The organism is Cyclobacterium jeungdonense, from assembly GCF_010994275.1.
Taxonomy (GTDB): Bacteria; Bacteroidota; Bacteroidia; order Cytophagales; family Cyclobacteriaceae; genus Cyclobacterium; species Cyclobacterium jeungdonense.
The window spans coordinates 442,793-462,173 of sequence record NZ_WMCD01000004.1 but is presented as its reverse complement, the minus strand read 5'-3'; the positions used below and the strand labels follow the sequence as shown (position 1 = coordinate 462,173).

Genomic DNA, 19,381 nt, shown 5'->3' with positions numbered 1-19,381 from the left:
CATCTGGGACACCCAAATCCAAAACTAAAAAATCATAAAGTAATGTATTTCAGTTTTTTACAATTAAATGGGACTGACGACTGTCGAAGTCAGGAAAAATGAAGGGTAGGCGGAAACAGTGCTCCTTTAGGCGGCAAGAATTAAAAAAGGGAAGACCATGGCCTTCCCTAAAATACCTAAAAATCAGAATTTAAAAGGTGAATTTCCGAATTAGTTTTTTTCTTGTTGAATACTGGAAAAATCAAAGGTATCCAGAAATTTAGTGGTAAAATTTCCGGCGACAAATTGAGGATCATCCAGCAAGGCCAGATGAAAAGGTATGGTAGTTTTGATACCATCGATTACAAACTCTGCCAGAGCTCGTTTCATACGCACGATCACTTCTTGTCTGGATTGCGCACTTACGATCAACTTGGCGATCATGGAATCGTAATTGGGAGGAATGACGTATCCGGCATAGACATGGCTGTCTATTCGGACCCCTTTCCCCCCGGGTAAATGCAGATTTACAATTTTACCGGGACTAGGTCTGAATCCATTGGAAGGGTCTTCTGCGTTTATCCGGCATTCCATGGCATACAGTTTTGGGAAATAATTTTTCCCGCTGATGGGTTCGCCTGCCGCTACCTTGATTTGTTCTTTGATAAGATCAAAATCCGTCACTTCCTCAGTAATGGGATGTTCTACCTGTATTCGGGTATTCATCTCCATAAAATAGAAATTACGGTTTTTATCCACCAGAAATTCGATGGTACCGGCTCCTTCATAGGAAATGGCCTCTGCTCCTTTTATGGCTGCTTTGCCCATTTGATCCCGAAGTTCATCTGTAATAAAGGGGGAAGGGGTTTCTTCCACCAATTTCTGGTGCCTCCTTTGAATGGAGCAATCCCTTTCTGACAAATGACAGGCTTTTCCGGTGGAATCGCCAATAATCTGGATCTCAATGTGGCGGGGCTCTTCTACGAATTTTTCAAGATACAACCCGGAATTTCCAAAAGCAGCAGAAGATTCCTGCCGGGCATCATCCCAGGCCTTTTTAAAACCAGCAGGCTCTTTTACTATGCGCATCCCCCGCCCTCCGCCACCGGCGGTAGCTTTAAGGATGACGGGGTACCCAATTTCCTCAGCCAAACTCAAACCCTCTTCTACGGACGTTAGCAGGCCTTCGGATCCGGGAATGATGGGCACTCCTGCCGCTGCCATGGTGGCTTTGGCTGTGGCTTTATCTCCCATTTGGTTAATCATTTCCGGGCTCGCACCTATAAATTTGATATTATATTCTTCACAGATTCGGGAAAATTCCGCATTTTCTGAAAGGAATCCGTACCCGGGATGAATGGCATCTGCATTGGTGATTTCCGCTGCCGCGATTATCCTGGGAATGTTAAGGTAAGAATCTTTGCTGGGAGGAGAACCGATACATACGGCTTCATCTGCGAAACGTACATGCAAACTGTCTTTATCCGCTGTGGAATAAACGGCTACAGTCTTCACTCCCATTTCCTTACAGGTTCGGATGATCCTTAATGCAATTTCCCCTCTATTGGCTATCAATATTTTATTAAACACGTTGTTTTGAGTCAATTTGGTTTGAAAAAACGATCAATTCTGAGGTTCGACCAGAAAAAGCGGTTGATCGTACTCAACGGGAGAAGCATCCTCTACTAATACCTTCACTATTTTGCCGGACACTTCGGATTCTACCTCATTAAACAACTTCATGGCCTCTATAATGCAGACTGTTTGTCCTTTTTGAATGGTATCTCCCACATTTATAAAAAAATCAGAATCTGGGTTAGGAGATCGGTAAAAAGTACCAATCATGGGGGATTTTACTTCGAGAAAATGAGAAACACCTGGATTGACGTTATCATGCGAATCTTCTGCCGGTCGTGCTTCTTGCCGGACCGCAGGAGCATTATCGGCACTTTTCGCCACAGGGTCTTGTGAATTTTTCTTGATAGAAAGCTTGAATTCATCCGTTTCAATTTTGACTTCGGCCAGCCCGGAATTTGAAATAAAGTCAATTAATTCTTGTATTTCTTTTGCCTTCATAAATCAGTTTATTTGGTTATCGTAAGGGAAACGAATTTCCCTTACGATGAGGTTCTGTTTTTTTATTTAATAAAACTACGTAAAATATTCAATTTCTGCTGAAATATCAGCTTTATTTCACCCTTTCCGAGTAGGAACCGTCCCGTGTATCTACTTTGATTAGTATATCCTGATCCACAAAAAGCGGTACCATGACCACAGCTCCTGTTTCCAGTGTGGCAGGTTTTAGGGTATTGGTAGCGGTATCTCCCTTGATCCCCGGCTCTGTATAGGTCACCATCAGTTCTACAAAAGGAGGTAGTTCCACACCCAGGGGCTTATCAGTTTCGGCATGAATCAAAATATCCACCACCTGACCTTCTTTCAGCAATTCGGATCTTTCAATCAGTTTTTTTTCAATCGGAATTTGCTCAAACGTTTCGGTATCCATAAAATGAAAACCAAAATCATCGTTGTAAATGTATTGATGAGGTCTTTTCTCCACCCTTGCAGTGATTACCTTTTCTCCTGCGTTGAAGGTTTTGTCCAGCACTTTGCCTGTGGTGAGGCTTTTTAGCTTGGTTCTTACAAAGGCAGGGCCTTTGCCAGGTTTGACATGTTGAAAATCAACTATCGACATGATGTCGTGGTTAAATTCCAAACAAAGTCCATTCTTAAAATCAGCAGTACTCGCCATATATTACGGTTGTTTTAATTTCCTAAGGTTTGGGATCGTATCCCCATTTTAAATACACTGCCCCCCAGGTAAATCCCCCTCCAAAGGCGGCCAGGATCAGATTGTCACCTTTTTTAAGACGGGATTCGTAATCCCAAAGGCATAAGGGTAAGGTTCCGGCGGTGGTATTCCCGTATTTCTCGATGTTCAACATTACTTTCTCCGGGCCGATGCCCATTCGGTTTGCCGTGGCATCGATGATCCGTTTATTTGCCTGGTGAGGAACCAGCCAGGCCACATCCTTCGCTTCAAGATGATTTTTTTTCATGATTTGGGCACTTACTTCAGCCATTTTGGTAACAGCAAATTTAAAAACCATAGAGCCTTCCTGAAATACATAATGTTCCCTGTTCTTTACGGTTTCCAGTGTTGCTGGCTTTCGACTGCCCCCTGCACGCATGTGTAAGAAATCAGCGCCGGAACCATCGGTATGGAGTAATGAATCCATAATTCCCAATGACTCTTCGGTGGGTTCCAGTAAGACGGCTCCTCCTCCATCCCCAAAGATAATACAGGTAGTCCGGTCCTGGTAATTGACGATGGAAGACATTTTATCCGCACCGATCACGATCACCTTCTTATGAGCACCGGTTTCAATAAACTTACTGGCGATGGTCAGGGCATATAAAAATCCTGAACATGCAGCAGAAATGTCAAAACTATAGCTATTCTTTGCTCCCACATTGTCTGCTACAATATTGGCAGTGGCAGGAAAAAGCATGTCCGGCGTTACCGTTGCGCAAATAATTAAATCGATATCTTCCGGGTTGGTATTGGTTTTTTCAAGCAACCCTTTTACTGCTTCGGTGCCGATTACGGATGTCCCCTGATTCTCTCCTTTTAATATTCTTCTTTCTTTGATTCCGGTCCTGCTGGTGATCCACTCGTCATTGGTATCCACCATGGTTTCCAATTCTTTGTTGTCTAAAACATACTCCGGTACCCAGGCATGAACGCCTGTAATTACAGCTCTTTTTTTCATTTGATGTATTCTCGTCTCAAAAAGGAATTGGGCAGGACTGTCATTTGTCTACAATGTTCAGACAGCGAATTTTGGCAAATCCCAGTTTTTTTTTACTGTTTATTTTAAGGTTTGATCCTGACAGTATTAAATTAAGAATCCCAAAATTATTTAAAATGTCCTTGCCCACCAAAGATTTTATGGATATATGGAAAATAAATGGGGAATGTGCCGCTGGCATCACTTTCCTGGAAGGGTTCATTGTATTTCTCCATTGAATTATTTAAATTAATCGATATACATGGAAACCCAAAGAATATCATGAAAGTTAGTGTAAATAATAAAGAATATACTGTGGAAGTGGACGGGAACCCCAGCCTATTGGAGGTTCTCCGGGAGCAACTGGACCTCACAGGTACGAAATATGGTTGTGGAGAAGCTGCTTGCGGTGCCTGCAGGGTGCTGGTAAATGGCACACCCACCCCCTCCTGTATTACACCTGTAACCAGTATACAGGGAAAACAGGTCTTAACCATAGAAGGGCTGGAAACAGATGGTAAACTGCATCCGGTTCAACAGGTTTTTCTGGAAGAGGACGTGTTCCAGTGCAGTTATTGTGCTCCCGGAATGGTCATGACCGCAGTAGCACTGGTGGAAAACAATAAGGGAATGGGGGAACAGGAAATCATCGATGGGATGAATGGAAATATATGCAGGTGTTGCACCTACCCCGCCATTGTAAAAGCCCTTCATAAGTTAACCCAAAAGGAAACCAAAGGATGAAAGACACCACGAATAGACAACCCAAGACAATGGAAAAATCGGCTCCGAAAAAGGGGATCAGCCGCAGAAGGTTCTTCAAATACATGGGAACAGGAATCGCCACCTATTTCGTTTGGACGGATTACCTGGCTTCCGAATCACTGTTCCGTGACCAAAAATCCCTAGCATACCCTGACCCCGACCAACTGTCTTCCTGGATTCATGTTTCCGAAACCGGAGCCATCACGGTTTATACAGGGAAAGTGGAAGTGGGGCAAAATATCCGGACCTCTCTGACCCAGGTAGTAGCAGAGGAGCTCTTTGTACCGATTTCAGCAATCAATCTGGTCATGGGGGATACGCAGCTTACTCCCTACGACAGGGGTACCTATGGAAGTCTCACTACGCCACAGATGGCACCCGTTTTGCGAAAAGCAGCGGCCAGCCTGCGAGAAATATTGCTGCAGGAGGCAAGAAAGGAATGGAAACTCGGTGAAGTGGAGCTAACGTTAGAAAAAGGCACCGTACAGCATCCTGGAAACGGGAAGAAACTGGGCTATGGAAGTCTCGCCAAAGCCAAGCATTTGCTTCAACCCATCGATGAAAACGTACAGACCATTCATCCGGATAATTGGAAGGTTTCAGGAACTTCTGTGAGGAAAATTAATGGAGAAGATTTTATTACCGGCAGGCATCGTTATGTCTCCGATAGGGTACTTCCTAATATGGTGTATGGGAAAGTGCTCCGGCCCCCGGTTTATGGGGCTAAACTGCTTCGGGTAGATACCAGCAGTGCCGCTGAATTACCAGGTGTTCAGGTGGTGAAAGAGGGGGACTTTATCGGCGTTACGGCAAAAAATTCCAGAACGGCAGCGATGGCCCTTGCCATGATCGAAGCAGAATGGGAAAAATCCCCACAGGTCCCCGGCAATCAGTTGTTTGAGCACTTGGAAAAAAGTGCCGGGAATACCGATCCGGTTCCAGCGGCAGTTTCGGATGCTTTTGATAATGGTTCAATAAAAGTGGCGCATGATTTTAAGGTTAGCTATATCGCTCATGTGCCCCTGGAACCCAGAGCCGGTTTGGCCCGGTGGACCGGTGACCAACTGGAAGTCTGGACCGGCACGCAAAGACCCTTCGGAGTACAGGAAGAACTGGAGAATACGTTTTCTATTCCAAAAGAGAAAATCCGGGTATACATGCCCGATACCGGCTCCGGATATGGAGGAAAGCATACGGGAGAGGCCGGAATTGAAGCTGCCAAACTGGCCAAGGCAACAGGTCTGCCCGTTAAGGTCAATTGGACCAGGGAAGAAGAATTTAAATGGGCCTATTTCAGACCGGCAGGTTTGATTCGGGTAAAGGCAGCGGTACATGGTAACCGCATTTCCTCCTGGGAATTTCATAATTACAATTCAGGGGGAGCCGGAATCTCATCCCCTTATTCCGGACAAAACAAATACCAGGAATACCATCGCTCTGATTCTCCCCTAAGGCAGGGGTCTTATCGTGCTTTGGCATCCACCGCCAATATTTTTGCCATGGAATCCATCATCAATGACCTGGCCAAGATGGCGGGTACGGACCCAATGCAATTCCGCTTGAATAATCTGGAAGACGATCGCTTAAAATCCGTCATCAAGGCTGCCGGACAATCCTTTAATTGGAACAGAGACAAGTCCAAATCAAGCCATGGATTTGGAATGGCTTGTGCGGCGGTAAAGGGAGGTTTTGTGGCTACATTTGCCGAAGTGGCGGTGGATCCCGACAGCAGGGAATTGAAGATTTTGTCTGCTGTTACTGCCTTTGAATGCGGAGCTGTTTTAAATCCACGTCATTTGGAAAGTCAGATTACCGGTTGTGTCCTTCAGGGCTTGGGTGGGGCCCTATTTGAATCCGTTGAGTTTAATGAAGGAAATGTATCCAATGCCTTTCTATCTTCCTACAGGGTTCCCCGATTTAAGGACGTCCCTGAAATGAAGGTAATTCTGGTCAACAGAAAGGATCTGCCTTCTTCGGGAGCAGGGGAAGCACCTATTGTGTGCATCGCTCCGGCTATCCGAAATGCTATTGACGATGCGGTTGGGGTCAAACTTTATGACTTGCCCATGCTACCATCAGGCGTTGTCCCCCGGTCTTAAGGAAGGGGCCAAAACCCCTTTCCACATTACAGGATATACTGAGAAAGGTCCCGGTTCTTAACCAGACTGCTTAACCTTTCCTGAACCATTTCTTTGGTAATCATGATTTTACTATTGGGTCCGATGGTATCGGGAACCTCAAAAAGGAAATCGTTTAGCAAGTGGCTCATAACGGTATGGAGTCTTCTGGCGCCAATGTTTTCCACCTCTTCGTTGATGCTGAAGGCCAAAGCAGCAATCTCCTGTATGGCATCATCGGTGTATTCCAGATATACCTGCTCTGCTTCGAATAAAGCCTGGTATTGTTTGGTCAGGGCATTTTTGGGATCTTTCAGGATTTTATAGAAATCGTCCCTGGTCAGACTGGATAATTCTACTCGAATAGGGAATCGGCCCTGCAATTCGGGAATAAGGTCTGAAGGTTTGCTCACGTGAAAGGCTCCTGCGGCTATGAACAGCACGTGATCGGTGTGAACAAGGCCATACTTTGTATTCACGGCACTACCTTCTACAATGGGGAGTAAATCCCTTTGAACGCCTTCCCGGCTCACATCTGGACCTCCTCCGGATTTTCCGGACCCCGAGGCAATTTTATCAATCTCATCAATAAAAATAATACCATTATTTTCAGCGAGGTGAATTGCCTGTTCCTTCACTTCATCGAAATCAATTAATTTGGAGGCTTCTTCCTCCATTAAAATTTTCCTCGCTTCGGAGATGGTGACTTTCCTTTTTTTGGTCTTCTTTGGCATCATATTGCTAAGCATGTCCTGAATACCTGCCATACTGGCCTCATCCATCATGCCATTGCCTATCATGCCTATACCTGAAGAAGTAGATTGTTTGACGTTGATTTCGATCTTCCGCGATTCCAGTTCCCCGTCTTTTAATTTTTCCCGAAACCTTTCGCGGGTTTTTTCATTTAATTCCTGCTCAGAAGCCTGATCCGGATTGAAATTTTCCCGAGATGTGCTGGGAGTAAATCCACTTCCCTTCACGGGAGGAATGAGTATATCCAGCAGCATGTCCTCAACAATTAGTGCTGCCTTTTCTTTAACTTCTTCATTTTTGGTTTCCTTGACCAGATTGACGGCTTGTTCTACCAGGTCTCGGACCATGGATTCTACGTCCCTTCCCACATAACCTACTTCAGTGAATTTAGAAGCCTCCACCTTTGTGAAAGGAGCATTGGCGATTTTGGCCAATCTTCGGGCGATCTCTGTTTTTCCTACTCCGGTGGACCCAATCATCAAAATGTTATTGGGGACGATGTCTTTCTGAAGTTCAGACTTGACCATCAGCCTCCTGATCCGGTTTCTAAGCGCGATGGCTACGTTTCTTTTGGCATCATTTTGCCCAATGATGTATTTATCCAACTCAGCAACAATCTGCTTTGGTGTCAATTGATTCATGGTGTTCCTGTCTTTAGTTTCCCTCATTTTTCCGGGATTTTGTCTCAAAAGTAAACGTTACCGGATGGTCAACTGTTTCGGGAAGCAGCGCGATCTGCAATACCTCACTTACATGGTCCACAAAATGGAAGGTAACCCCTTTAAGATAGCTTTCATCTATTTCTTCAATATCCCGCTGATTTCTTTTACAAAGCAGGATATCCTGGATTCCTGCCCGCTTGGCAGCCAGGATTTTTTCCTTTATTCCCCCTACCGGCATTACTTTTCCCCGAAGGGTGATCTCTCCAGTCATAGCCAACTTGGATTTTACTTTTCGCTGGGTGTAGACCGAGGCAATGGCCGTGAGCATGGTAATCCCGGCGGAAGGCCCGTCTTTTGGCACCGCACCGGCAGGAACGTGTATGTGCAGGTCGTATTGGTCAAATACCCTGTGATCAATATTAAGGGTGTCAGCCTGTGATTTCAGGTAGGAAATGGCAGTCATCGCTGATTCTTTCATGATGTCTCCCAACTGCCCGGAGAGGGTCAGCTTTCCTTTTCCACGGCTGATACTTGCCTCTATAAAAAGGATTTCACCGCCCACAGAGGTCCAAGCAAGTCCGGTGACCACCCCTGCCAGCGAATTATCCTGATAAATCTCTTTATCAAAAATTTCTCCTCCCAAAACTTTACGCACCATTGCTGGAGTAATTTTCTTCTGGTAGGTTTCTTCCAAAGCGATTGACTTGGCGATATTCCGAATCATCTTCCCGATTTGCCGCTCCAGACTACGGACGCCGGATTCCTTGGTGTAGTCTTCGATGATTTTGACCAGGGCCTCATTGGCAAACGTAACGTCTTTGGCTTTTAGGCCATGCTCTTTACGTTGTTTGGGCACGAGGTGTCGTTTAGCGATTTCTACTTTTTCTTCCATCGTATACCCTGTCACCTCAATGATCTCCATTCGGTCCCGAAGGGCAGGTTGAAGTGTTTCCAGGGTATTGGCAGTAGCTATAAATAAGACCTTGGATAAATCGTAATCTACCTCCAGGTAATTGTCTACAAAAGCGCTATTTTGCTCAGGATCTAAAACTTCCAGGAATGCCGAGGAAGGATCCCCTCTAAAATCGGAGCTTAACTTGTCAATTTCATCCAGTACGAATACAGGGTTTGAGGATTTCCCCTTTTTCATATTTTGGATAATTTTTCCAGGCATAGCACCCACATAGGTTTTTCTGTGACCCCTGATCTCAGCCTCATCATGTAGTCCTCCAAGAGACATACGGATGTACTTTCTTCCCAGGGCTTTGGCGATGGATTTGCCAAGGGAGGTTTTTCCAACCCCCGGAGGTCCATAAAGACAAAGGATGGGTCCTTTCAAATCCTGTTTTAACTTCAAAACTGCCAGGTACTCAATAATCCGATCTTTTACCTTATCCAGGCCGGAATGGTCCCTGTCCAGGATTTTTTTGGCCCGATTGAGGTCAAAATTATCTGTAGTATATTCATTCCATGGAAGTTCTACCAACACCTCAGCGTAATTTAGGGAGATAGGGTACTCCGCCGCTGCGGGATTCATTCGTAGGATTTTGTCCAGTTCTTTGTTAAACTGTATGGCGACTTCCTTAGGCCATTTCTTCCGCTTTCCTTTGGCCCGAAGTTCTTCCACTTCTTTTTCCGGTCCCTCTTCGCCCAGTTCGGTTTGCAATACCTTCATCTGTTGCCGAAGGAAATAGTCCCTTTGTTGCTGGTCAATATCTGTATGGACTTTTTTCTGGATTTCACTTTTGAGTTCCAGCATCTGAATGTCCTTCATCATGAATTCGAGCAAAAGCGTTGCCCGCTCGACGCCATCGTTTATCTCCAGCAGTTTTTGCTTGGATTCCACCGGGGCGTTGATATTGGATGAAAGGAAATGCGTTAGAAAGGGCGTACTGTCAATGTTATCCAAGGCTACCTGAGCCTCTCGTGGGATTTCCGGATTTAACTGCAGGATTTTAAATGCCGCTTCTTTCAAAGACTGCTCAAGGGCCTCGATCTCCTCACTGTTGTTTGGAAAAGTTTCCTCCAGATAACGAACATTTGCCAAAAAATAGGGGTCTTCTGTAAGTTCCGTATCGATCTCAAAACGTTTTTTCCCCTGTATGATAATGGTAGTGTTACCATCTGGCAAAACGATCATCTTGATGATTTTGGCCAGTGTTCCCACATGGTAAATATCCTCCCAGGAGGGATCTTCCATGTTGGGATTTTTCTGGGCACATACCCCAATTAGTTTATCCCCTTTTTGGGCTTTTTTTACCAATTTAATGGATCTTTGCCTCCCTACAGTTATGGGAATCACCACACCGGGAAACAAGACCGTATTTCTAACCGAAAGAATGGGGATTTCCTTGGACAGATTCTCCTCTTGCAATGCGTTCTCATCCTCGTCATCAGTAATCAGGTGTATCAGATCTCCTTCTCCCGAATAATCGCCTAACATTAATGAATGGTATAGTTGATTGTCGTTATTGTTCATATAGACAGAATGACAGGTATAATGCCATGTTAAATTTATAATGTTGAAAAAACCTCTACTAAACCAGAGATTACGGTAAAAGTATCCAAGGCTTGTGCCAAGTTGGTACTACGAACAAATTGTCAGGAAGTAACTAATGCCACTAACCTAGGTCTGTTTGCTAGAAAAGCGATCCTTTTCCAGAAAAGCAGGCTCAGGCTCCTGTGAATAATTTAAGTATATCATTGCCTATGGCAAATACCATAATTGCCAGAAGCAATACCATTCCTACTTTCTGCGCATTTTCCAGAAAGCGATCGGATGGACTTCGACCTGAAATCATTTCATACAATAAAAACATGACATGTCCGCCATCCAGGGCGGGTATGGGCAGCAAGTTCATAAACGCCAGGATCATGGAAATCAGACCGGTAATCGACCAAAATTTGGTCCAATCCCAGGTAGATCCGTATATTTTCGCCATGCCGATGGGACCACTGACATTTTTTGCGGAAACCTCTCCGGTAAACATTTTACCCATGGCCCGGGCGTTGATAATTACGATGCTGAAGGCCCTTTCAGTTCCTATGGGGATTGACTGCATAAAAGAGTAGGTCTTTTTGACCGGCTCCAACAGGTTTTCTACTGCAATTCCGATGGTGCCTTCTTCGCTGACTTCCACTTGCGTTATTAGTTCCTGCTTATCCCTTTCTATTGTGAGCGCTACTTCCTTGCCTTTTTGTTCTTCTAAGGCTGCTTGTAACTCGTTAAAATAATAAACTTCGGTCTCATTGACGGAAAGGATTTTATCTCCGGGCTGAAGTCCAGCTTTCTCTGCATTGCCATCAGGACTTACGTCCAAAACGGCAAAGGGAAACCGTATCTGGACGAAATTTGACATGCTTTCTTCATTTGAAAAGGAATTTATAAATCCTCTTGGAATTTCCACACGCAAGCGCTCACCATCTCTTTCCACTGTGTAGAAACCGTCTGAACTCAACAAGGCATCACCACTGCTGAGATCATTCACGGATTCATAGGGGATACCGTTTATATCCAGAATTTTATCGCCATCCTGCAATCCGATTTGCTTTCCAATGTCGTATGCCACGATTCCATGCTCCATCACCTGGTCTCTGGAATAAAAGGTTTCTCCTCTGTCGTAAACTAAGAAAACAAAGATGATAACACCGGTGACTACATTAACGAAGATCCCTCCCAGCATTACGATTAATCGCTGCCAGGCAGGCTTGGATCGAAATTCCCAGGGCTGTGGCTCGGCGGACATTTGTTCGGAATCCAGGGATTCATCGACCATTCCGGAGATTTTGACGAATCCTCCTAAAGGAATGGCTCCTATAGAGTATTCAGTGCCTTTCCATTGAAACCCGGCAATTTTGGGAGGAAATCCTATGGAAAATTTTTCCACCCGCATGCCAAATATTTTTGCTGCCAGCAAATGTCCCATTTCGTGCAGACCTACCAATATTGACAAGCCTAGTAGCAATTGCGCTACCATTATTAATGTATCCATTCTTTATATTCTACTAATGATTTCTTCTGATAATTTTCTAGTTTCCTTATCGGTTTGAATGAGGTCATCCAAACTTGGCGTTTCAATAAAACCAATTTTTTCCATACTCTGTTCAATCAAGTCGGACATTTCCAGGAATCCAATCCTGTCCCGCAAAAATGCTGCCACGGCCATTTCGTTGGCGGCATTCAGAGAACACGCTGCATTCCCCCCCTTTTTCAGCGCTTGGAATGCCAAGCCTAAATTCCTGAACGTCTTTTCATCTGGTTGTTCAAATTCCAGGTTGGGGTAATTTTTGAAATCAAACCTGGGGAAAGCGGATTTAATCCGATCCGGGTAGGATAATGCAAATTGTATGGGGATACGCATATCAGGTAAACCAAGTTGCGCTTTTATTGAACCATCTTCAAACTGAACCATCGAATGAATGATGGATTGAGGGTGTACTACTACGTCGATTTGCTCTGTTTTCAAATCGAAAAGCCATTTTGCTTCGATTACTTCCAGTCCTTTGTTCATCAGCGAAGCCGAATCAATGGTGATTTTGGCTCCCATGTCCCAATTGGGATGCTTTAAGGCCTGTTCCTTGGTGACTCCCGCCAGGAATTTTTTATCTTTTCCGCGGAAAGGTCCACCGGAAGCAGTCAGAATTATCTTTTCAATGGGATTGTGGAATTCACCCACCAGACACTGGAATATGGCAGAGTGCTCGGAGTCTACCGGATAGATGTTAACCGCTTTTTCCCGGGCTCGTCGGGTGACAAGGTCTCCGGCTACTACCATGGTTTCCTTGTTTGCAAGGGCAATGGGTTTTCCTGCCTCTATCGCTTTTAAAGTGGGGATAAGTCCCGCATAACCTACCAGAGCAGTCAGCACGATGTCTACCGTTTCCATTTCCACCACCGAGGCAATCGCATTTTGACCCGTGTATACTTTTATGGGGTATTTCGATAGTCGCTGTTTCACTTCTGGGTACCAGGCTTCATTTCCTATCACTACCGCGTTGGGCTGAAAGCTTATAGCTTGCTCTATAAGTAAATCCTTATTGTTTTGGGCAGTAAGGATTTCTGCTTGAAATTTTTCCGGATGTTTTTGGATGACTTCCAGGGTCTGGGTGCCGATGCTTCCCGTAGAACCCAGGATAGCCACTCGTTTGATTGTTGACATGGGGTCGCTTTACTTTCTTCAAAAAGTACACTGCTTAATCCGACAGCTCTAATTAAAACTACTGACAAATTTACAAGGTAAAAACAGTTTTCCCTGATTTTTTTGACCTTTTTACACATTCTCTTTTTTTGGCACAGAATTAGGAATTATTCCAGCCAGTAACGTGCCTCCGGTTTCTTTACTAATTTTTGTTAAATTAACCGATGGGATTTAGATGGTTTTCGTAAATCAGAAAAAACTAATTACAAAGTTATGCAAAAAATTTTCGTTGTTGTTATTATTTCATTTTTAGGGGGAATTCTAGGAGCCTGGTTTTTTGCTACCCAGCTGGATGTTCCTGAGAAAAACCTTCCGAATCAAGAATGGCAGGAAAACCTGGGCTTCCGGACATCCAGCGTAGAGGAAAGGCCGGACGAAAGAGTGAAAACCACTGATAAACGATTGGATAAAGTTCCAGATTCGTTTGTAGATGCGTCTGAAAAAAGCACCGGATCGGTCGTGTTTATAAAAAATTTTTCCGGAACAGACTCCCGGAGATACAGTATTTTTGATTATTTCTTTGGCCAGGGAGTTCCTCAGCAGACGGTTAGTACCGGATCCGGGGTTATTTTTTCTGAGGACGGATACATCATCACCAATAATCATGTGGTAGCAAGAGCAGAAACCATCGAGGTTGTCCATAAAAAACGAACCTATAAAGCCAGCATGGTGGGAGCAGATGCGAATACGGATATTGCGGTTTTAAAAATTGAGGCTAAAGGCCTTCCAGCCATAAAAATAGGCAGCAGCCGATCCCTGCAGATCGGAGAGTGGGTATTGGCTGTAGGCAACCCCTTTAACCTTACTTCCACAGTGACTGCAGGGATTGTTTCAGCTAAGGAAAGGCAAATCAATATTATGGGAGGGGAGTTTCCGCTGGAGTCATTTATTCAAACAGATGCCCCCATCAATCCCGGAAATTCGGGAGGCGCCCTGGTAAACGTCAACGGAGAACTGGTAGGAATCAATACCGCTATTTTGAGTCGAACCGGCTCGTATACAGGTTATGGCTTTGCTGTACCGGTGGATATTGCGACCAAAATTGCAAACGATCTGATTCGGTTTGGCGAGGTTCAAAAGGCCATTCCTGGGCTGGAAGTCCAGGAAATTACCCCGGAGTTGGCCGAAGAAATGAATTTGAAATCCCTGGATGGAGTGGTGGTTTCTCACATCATTCGAAATGGTGCAGCAGATAGATCTGGTATCCGGCTAAATGACGTAATCGTGGGCATAGATGGAAACCCCATTTCAGGAAAAGGAAGCTTTGAAGAAGCATTGTCTTATTATTATCCGGGGGATAGGGTAAAAGTGGCCTACCTGAGGGATAACGTTCGTCAAGAATCAGAATTAACGCTCCAAAATCTATTAGGAGGAACCGGAGTTATTAAAAAATCTTTTTATTCCTCTCCTTTGCTTGGGGCAAAACTTGAATCCATCAATACTATTGAAATGGACCGTTTTGGTTTGGAATATGGAGTGAAAATAACCGGATTAACCCGAGGCTACCTCAGGGATTTGGGAATGGGTGAAGGATTCATCTTAACCCAGATTAACAATAGGGCAGCAGAAGATCCGGAGGAAGTAGGCCAGTATCTGGAAGCGTTCAGTGGGCGATTGAAAATTGAAGGAATGACTGCTGGAGGAAGACCGTTTGTGCAAGAGTACACGATACAGTAGTCATATGCCTTGAAATTTTATTACTAATTCACGAACGGTTTATGTTGTCCGATTAGGGTTTCGAGATGGTCTTCTGTTGGCTGGACCATCTCCCTCCCTGACTTTTGATTTATTTTTTCGTATATTAGTGATTCTAAAAGACGTGTATTAATCTGGTAATCTGCCAATTGCGCGAATAGAAGTAGCACTTTTAGTTCTTTTCCTTCGTACCGTGTTAACTACAGCATGTCGAAGGGTCCACTTTGGATTTAGTGAAGAAGAAAGGGAAATTACCAGAATTCTACCCTATAACTACACCAAATCATGAAATACAAAACCAAAAATTACCATATCATATTTATTTTGTGTGTCCTGTTTCTGGCGTCCTGTACAGAAACCAAAACCATGGAAGTAACAGCCACAGCCTATAATTCAGTGGAGAGCCAGACTAAAAAAGGTGACGCTGTGACAGCCGCCTGGGGAGATAAACTTAGGCCGGGGATGAAAGCAATCGCCGTGTCCAGAGACCTCCTGGAAGTTGAAGGTATTGAACATGGTACGGACGTTACGATAAAGGGGCTACCTGGGAAATACAAGGTGTTGGACAAAATGAACAAACGATGGAAAAAAAAGATTGACATCTATATGGGAGAAAATGTTGGGAGAGCAAAAGAATGGGGCCGGCAGAAGGTGGAAATCAGCTGGAAAGTAGACTGAAAAGGCAGTTTGCTATATGAATAAAGGAAGACGTGAGGAACTGACAAAGCTTAAATACCTAGAAGGTGCAAAGAAATGGGATTCGACCCTAAAAAAAGTTATTCCCTTAATGCTCAAGGTAAGCCTTGTAGTTGTTCTCTCTGTAGCGGTTATAAGTACGTAAGAACCGTCAAACACAAAGACATGGATGGGGACGGACAGGAAGTGGTATCGAAATAAAACCCGGTACTGACGGATCTTGTTAAACCCGGAAGTATTTCTACTTTTCCCTGGCCAAACCGTGTTCTTTTTAAGATTCCCCTATTTCTTTGACCGGCTGGTCTGGCTTGGGATAAGCTAATCTGGCTAATTTTTTACCTAAATGATAGCCATCCAGTCCGGATACCGTTACCGTTCCGAGTTTTTCCAAGTCAATAAACCCCTCTTTACCTAAGGCACCCTCCTGAACATACACCTGGTCGATGCTGCCAATAACCAGCACGGTATCATTAACAGGAAGGGTCATTTGATCCAGGAGGGTACAACCTACTTTCAGAGGGCTCTCCATTACATAAGGAGCTGGGAATTCATCCCTGTACTCCTCTGTGAGTCCTGTGCCTTTAAACTCTGATATGGGCCAACGTGCACTGCAGTGATGAGCTTGTTTATAGATGGCCTCTGTAACGTGATTTAGCGTGAAAAAGCCATTTTGGATGATGTTTTCAAGCGTATGTCTTTCAACCGTATGGGGCCGGAATAAAACCCCTACCGTTGGCGGAGCAGCTCCGATATGGAAAACCTGGGAAAAAGGAGCCAGGTTGGTTTGGCTGGTTTCCAGATTGATCGTGCCAACGAGATTAAGACTTTTGTAGCCACTCAGGCAATTAACAAAATCCCTACGGAATGATTTGTCTGCCTGGAGGATTTCTTGCTGGGAAAAGTGCTTCATTAAGTTAGGATTGCTTCCTCCATAGAGTCACAATATTTGATGTCCAGGTTTTCGATAATGTTTCCCGGATTGTTTTCAAGGATTTGCTTTTTGGCAATCATCACCATTTTCTCAAACCATTTTTCCGGAGGAAGAATCTTTCGGTGTACGGTAATTCCTTCATAGTACATTTCCTTTTTCCAATCTAAAAAATACCACTCCATACTGGGCTGATGGAACGCCCGCAAGGCCGTTTTGTCAAAAATGAATTTATGATAAGAACCCTTTTTTATTATTGATGTTATCTGGTGAAACGTTTCCTTAAAATCTTCAATGGGAACGTAATCCACTAGCAACTCGCAAATGATTATTCCACGGGATTCATCGACATATACTTTGGCATACCTTCCTTCAAAAGACAGGTCAAAGTTTTCCATCGCTGATTTATTTAGGGTGTCATTCATTTTTACCTCTTTTTTAAATCAAATACCTCTTAATTTACGGAACTTTTGAATAATAGATTTAATGAAAAGAGTTTTTTCTATGCTTTTTCTCGTTTTCCACTTCCGCCTTAAAATTGCCCAGGTCTTCTTCTAGTTTAATAGCGTAGTTAATAGTCGTTTTCATCAATTCCTGTTGTGCTCCAATTTGTTCTTTTAACCGAGATAGTTCGCGATTCATTTCGGCTAGTTTTTCTTCATATGTTTTTCTCAACCGCTCTTTCTCAAGCTGCGCTTTCTTAAGCTCTGCTTTAAAGATCAAAAATGATTCAGGTGGAGTCCTCATAAGTATGCAATTTTTTTTCAGGGACAATACCCTACTCTTTTACACTTTGTTCAACATAAACTTGGTAAGAAATGGAACATTTATCTTACGCTCGACATACCGCCGTCAACTTTAATTACCTGTCCTGTCATCCAGGAGGATTTCTCAGAAAGTAAGAATAAAATCGATTCAGCTATATCATTCACCGTGCCAAATCTGCCCAGCGGGTGTCTTTTTCCGGCAGCTTCTTTTTTTTCAGGGGTGGAAAGTAAAGCTTCAGCAAGGGGAGTATCGGTAAGTGAAGGGGCCACGATATTTACCCGGATTCCTGCCGCAGCCCATTCGGAAGCAAGAGATCGGCCTAGCCCTTCTAACGCTCCTTTTGCACCTGCAATGGATGCGTGAAATCCCAACCCTGTCTGAACAGCTACGGTACTTACCAGCACCACCGATGAGGCGCCCGATTTTTTTAGTGGCCGCTGAAGAGCCTGTAATACCTTTACCGCTCCCAGGTAATTTATTTCAAGGTCTTTCCTGAAATCAGCCAAATTGAAGCGGTGAAAGGGTTTCAATTGAATGGTTCCCGGACAATAAAGCACTCCGTGGATTTTTTCAGGTACGCCCGCTATCTCTTCAAAGTCTTGTGTCACGTCCAACTTATTTTCTCCATCCTGAGATCGGGAATAAGTAAACACATTGGCACCCTCGCCTTCAAGAAGAGCCTTCACTTTTTCTCCAATCCCACTATTTCCTCCGATTATTACTATGTTGTTATTTTTCATAAAATGTAGTTGCTACGTAGATAATAATGAATAAATCATCAAATTGTTTGATTTAGGGTAGCGAAAAAAATATACCTCCAGTTCAAAAAAAACTCCCTCGAGGATTAGTCGATGGGAGTGAGTATTAAGAATCAAGACTTAAACTACAATACTTCGAATTTTTCGATAATTCTACCTGGGCAATTTCAGGTATTTGAGAAATTCGTTTCTTTTCTGGGCCTCATTCTCGAATCGACCACTATAAAAGGAAGTTACCGTACTACTGCTGGTATCTCTAACGCCCCTGCTGGATACGCACATATGATCAGCATCCAGTATTACCGCCACATCATCTGTATTCAGGGCAGCTTTCAGCTCATTACCAATCTGCACCGTTAATCGCTCCTGGACTTGTGGTCTTTTGGCAAAATATTGGACGATTCGATTTATTTTAGATAAACCAATCACGTTGCCATTCGAAATGTATGCCACATGCGCCTTGCCATAAATCGGAACAAAATGATGCTCGCAATGAGAGTAGAAAGTAATGTCTTTTTCAACTAACATTTCATTGTAGCGAAATTTATTTTCAAAAAGCTTCGCTTCTGGCTTGTTTTTTGGATCGAGACCGCTAAAAACTTCTTTTATAAACATTTTTGCCACCCGTTTTGGAGTACCTTTCAGACTGTCATCTGATAAATCCAATCCAAGGACGTACATGATTTCTTTAAAATGTTTCTCTATCAATTCCATTTTGAGATCATCGTCCATTTCGAAGGCATCCTCTCTTAATGGGGTATCGTGAGAAGATGAAAGGTGTTCATCTCCCAATTCTTCAAAGGTCTGATTAAGATCAATTCCCGCTGAATTCAACAAAGTTTCTTTCTGTTTCATATAATCGAACTGTTAAGTCGTATTTTTTTTCAATTTTTTCCCTCAAAATATTCCAAATAACCACAGCAATGTTTTCTGCAGTTGGGTTAAGTTCTTTAAATTCATCTGTATCTAAATTTAGGTTTTTATGATCAAATTTATCGGTAACATACTCCCTGATAACGTCCTTCAGCCGTTTCATGTCATAAACATACCCCGTCTCCGGGTCGATTGGCCCCTCTAGTTTCACAACCAGGTCATAATTGTGACCATGATAGTTTGGGTTATTGCATTTTCCGAAAATCTCTCGATTTTTTTCCTCCGACCAGGCTGCATTGTGGAGCCGATGGGCAGCATTAAAATGTTCTTTTCGGTATATGGCTAATTTCATAGATTCACTAACTGGGATTCCCTTTGCTTTGTTTATCATTCGTTCC

The 19,381-nt window shown here is 43.7% G+C and carries 18 protein-coding genes; 4 read left to right on the top strand and 14 right to left on the bottom strand.

Annotation, left to right across the window (positions count from 1 at the left end; translation table 11 throughout):
- Nucleotides 1-210: 210 nt before the first annotated feature.
- From accC to GKS34_RS11505, 4 genes are all read right to left on the bottom strand, one after another.
- A complete protein-coding gene (gene accC / locus GKS34_RS11520) occupies nucleotides 211-1,569 on the bottom strand; it encodes an acetyl-CoA carboxylase biotin carboxylase subunit (protein WP_163384958.1) in 1,359 nt (452 codons plus the stop codon).
- 33 nt (nucleotides 1,570-1,602) lie between these two features.
- Nucleotides 1,603-2,055 carry an acetyl-CoA carboxylase biotin carboxyl carrier protein gene (gene accB / locus GKS34_RS11515; RefSeq protein WP_163384957.1) on the bottom strand — a complete coding sequence of 151 codons (453 nt, stop codon included), beginning with the start codon at nucleotides 2,053-2,055 and terminating at the stop codon, nucleotides 1,603-1,605.
- A gap of 112 nt (nucleotides 2,056-2,167) precedes the next feature.
- The gene (efp, locus tag GKS34_RS11510) at nucleotides 2,168-2,731 is read right to left on the bottom strand and encodes an elongation factor P (RefSeq protein ID WP_163384956.1); all 564 of its coding nucleotides are present in this window, start codon (nucleotides 2,729-2,731) and stop codon (nucleotides 2,168-2,170) included.
- 22 nt (nucleotides 2,732-2,753) lie between these two features.
- Nucleotides 2,754-3,752 (bottom strand): beta-ketoacyl-ACP synthase III, encoded by a 999-nt coding sequence (locus GKS34_RS11505; protein WP_163384955.1) that lies wholly within the window; start codon nucleotides 3,750-3,752, stop codon nucleotides 2,754-2,756.
- 300 nt (nucleotides 3,753-4,052) lie between these two features.
- On the opposite strand from GKS34_RS11505, the gene GKS34_RS11500 reads away from it, so the two are divergent.
- Together GKS34_RS11500 and GKS34_RS11495 are read left to right on the top strand one after the other, a co-directional pair.
- The gene (locus GKS34_RS11500; protein WP_163384954.1) at nucleotides 4,053-4,514 is read left to right on the top strand and encodes a (2Fe-2S)-binding protein; all 462 of its coding nucleotides are present in this window, start codon (nucleotides 4,053-4,055) and stop codon (nucleotides 4,512-4,514) included.
- Entirely contained in the window at nucleotides 4,511-6,634 is a 2,124-nt protein-coding gene (locus GKS34_RS11495) for a xanthine dehydrogenase family protein molybdopterin-binding subunit (protein ID WP_163384953.1), read from the top strand. Before GKS34_RS11500 ends, GKS34_RS11495 begins: the two co-directional genes overlap by 4 nt.
- Before the next feature lie 26 nt (nucleotides 6,635-6,660).
- On the opposite strand, the gene hslU is transcribed toward GKS34_RS11495, so the two are convergent.
- The 4 genes from hslU to GKS34_RS11475 all read right to left on the bottom strand — a co-directional run bounded on the left by hslU (nucleotide 6,661) and on the right by GKS34_RS11475 (nucleotide 13,226).
- The gene (hslU, locus tag GKS34_RS11490) at nucleotides 6,661-8,073 is read right to left on the bottom strand and encodes an ATP-dependent protease ATPase subunit HslU (protein WP_290227364.1); all 1,413 of its coding nucleotides are present in this window, start codon (nucleotides 8,071-8,073) and stop codon (nucleotides 6,661-6,663) included.
- Complete coding sequence (lon, locus tag GKS34_RS11485; protein WP_163384952.1) at nucleotides 8,060-10,546, bottom strand: endopeptidase La; 2,487 nt, start codon at nucleotides 10,544-10,546, stop codon at nucleotides 8,060-8,062. Before lon ends, hslU begins: the two co-directional genes overlap by 14 nt.
- 193 nt (nucleotides 10,547-10,739) lie before the next feature.
- Entirely contained in the window at nucleotides 10,740-12,059 is a 1,320-nt protein-coding gene (gene rseP, locus GKS34_RS11480) for an RIP metalloprotease RseP (protein ID WP_163384951.1), read from the bottom strand.
- A 3-nt stretch (nucleotides 12,060-12,062) separates the two neighbouring features.
- Nucleotides 12,063-13,226: a 1-deoxy-D-xylulose-5-phosphate reductoisomerase gene (locus tag GKS34_RS11475; RefSeq protein ID WP_163384950.1), complete on the bottom strand. Its 1,164-nt coding sequence runs from the start codon at nucleotides 13,224-13,226 to the stop codon at nucleotides 12,063-12,065.
- Between the two features lie 252 nt (nucleotides 13,227-13,478).
- Between GKS34_RS11475 and GKS34_RS11470 the strand changes: the two genes are divergently transcribed.
- Nucleotides 13,479-14,942 carry a S1C family serine protease gene (locus GKS34_RS11470; protein ID WP_163384949.1) on the top strand — a complete coding sequence of 488 codons (1,464 nt, stop codon included), beginning with the start codon at nucleotides 13,479-13,481 and terminating at the stop codon, nucleotides 14,940-14,942.
- Nucleotides 14,943-15,245: 303 nt separating this feature from the next.
- On the top strand, nucleotides 15,246-15,638 hold the full coding sequence (locus GKS34_RS11465) for a 3D domain-containing protein (RefSeq protein WP_163384948.1): 393 nt from the start codon (nucleotides 15,246-15,248) through the stop codon (nucleotides 15,636-15,638).
- 289 nt (nucleotides 15,639-15,927) lie between these two features.
- On the opposite strand, the gene GKS34_RS11460 is transcribed toward GKS34_RS11465, so the two are convergent.
- The 6 genes from GKS34_RS11460 to GKS34_RS11435 all read right to left on the bottom strand — a co-directional run bounded on the left by GKS34_RS11460 (nucleotide 15,928) and on the right by GKS34_RS11435 (nucleotide 19,335).
- The gene (locus GKS34_RS11460; RefSeq protein ID WP_163384947.1) at nucleotides 15,928-16,566 is read right to left on the bottom strand and encodes a flavin reductase family protein; all 639 of its coding nucleotides are present in this window, start codon (nucleotides 16,564-16,566) and stop codon (nucleotides 15,928-15,930) included.
- Nucleotides 16,566-17,009: a hypothetical protein gene (locus GKS34_RS11455; RefSeq protein WP_240459279.1), complete on the bottom strand. Its 444-nt coding sequence runs from the start codon at nucleotides 17,007-17,009 to the stop codon at nucleotides 16,566-16,568. Before GKS34_RS11455 ends, GKS34_RS11460 begins: the two co-directional genes overlap by 1 nt.
- 58 nt (nucleotides 17,010-17,067) lie before the next feature.
- Nucleotides 17,068-17,331, bottom strand: coding sequence for a hypothetical protein (locus tag GKS34_RS11450; RefSeq protein ID WP_163384946.1), 264 nt, complete (start codon nucleotides 17,329-17,331; stop codon nucleotides 17,068-17,070).
- 80 nt (nucleotides 17,332-17,411) lie between these two features.
- Nucleotides 17,412-18,092 carry an SDR family NAD(P)-dependent oxidoreductase gene (locus GKS34_RS11445; RefSeq protein WP_163384945.1) on the bottom strand — a complete coding sequence of 227 codons (681 nt, stop codon included), beginning with the start codon at nucleotides 18,090-18,092 and terminating at the stop codon, nucleotides 17,412-17,414.
- Between the two features lie 171 nt (nucleotides 18,093-18,263).
- A complete protein-coding gene (gene folE, locus GKS34_RS11440; protein WP_163384944.1) occupies nucleotides 18,264-18,965 on the bottom strand; it encodes a GTP cyclohydrolase I FolE in 702 nt (233 codons plus the stop codon).
- Nucleotides 18,925-19,335: a 6-pyruvoyl trahydropterin synthase family protein gene (locus tag GKS34_RS11435; RefSeq protein ID WP_163384943.1), complete on the bottom strand. Its 411-nt coding sequence runs from the start codon at nucleotides 19,333-19,335 to the stop codon at nucleotides 18,925-18,927. The genes folE and GKS34_RS11435 overlap by 41 nt, the downstream gene beginning before the upstream one ends.
- Nucleotides 19,336-19,381 lie beyond the last annotated feature (46 nt).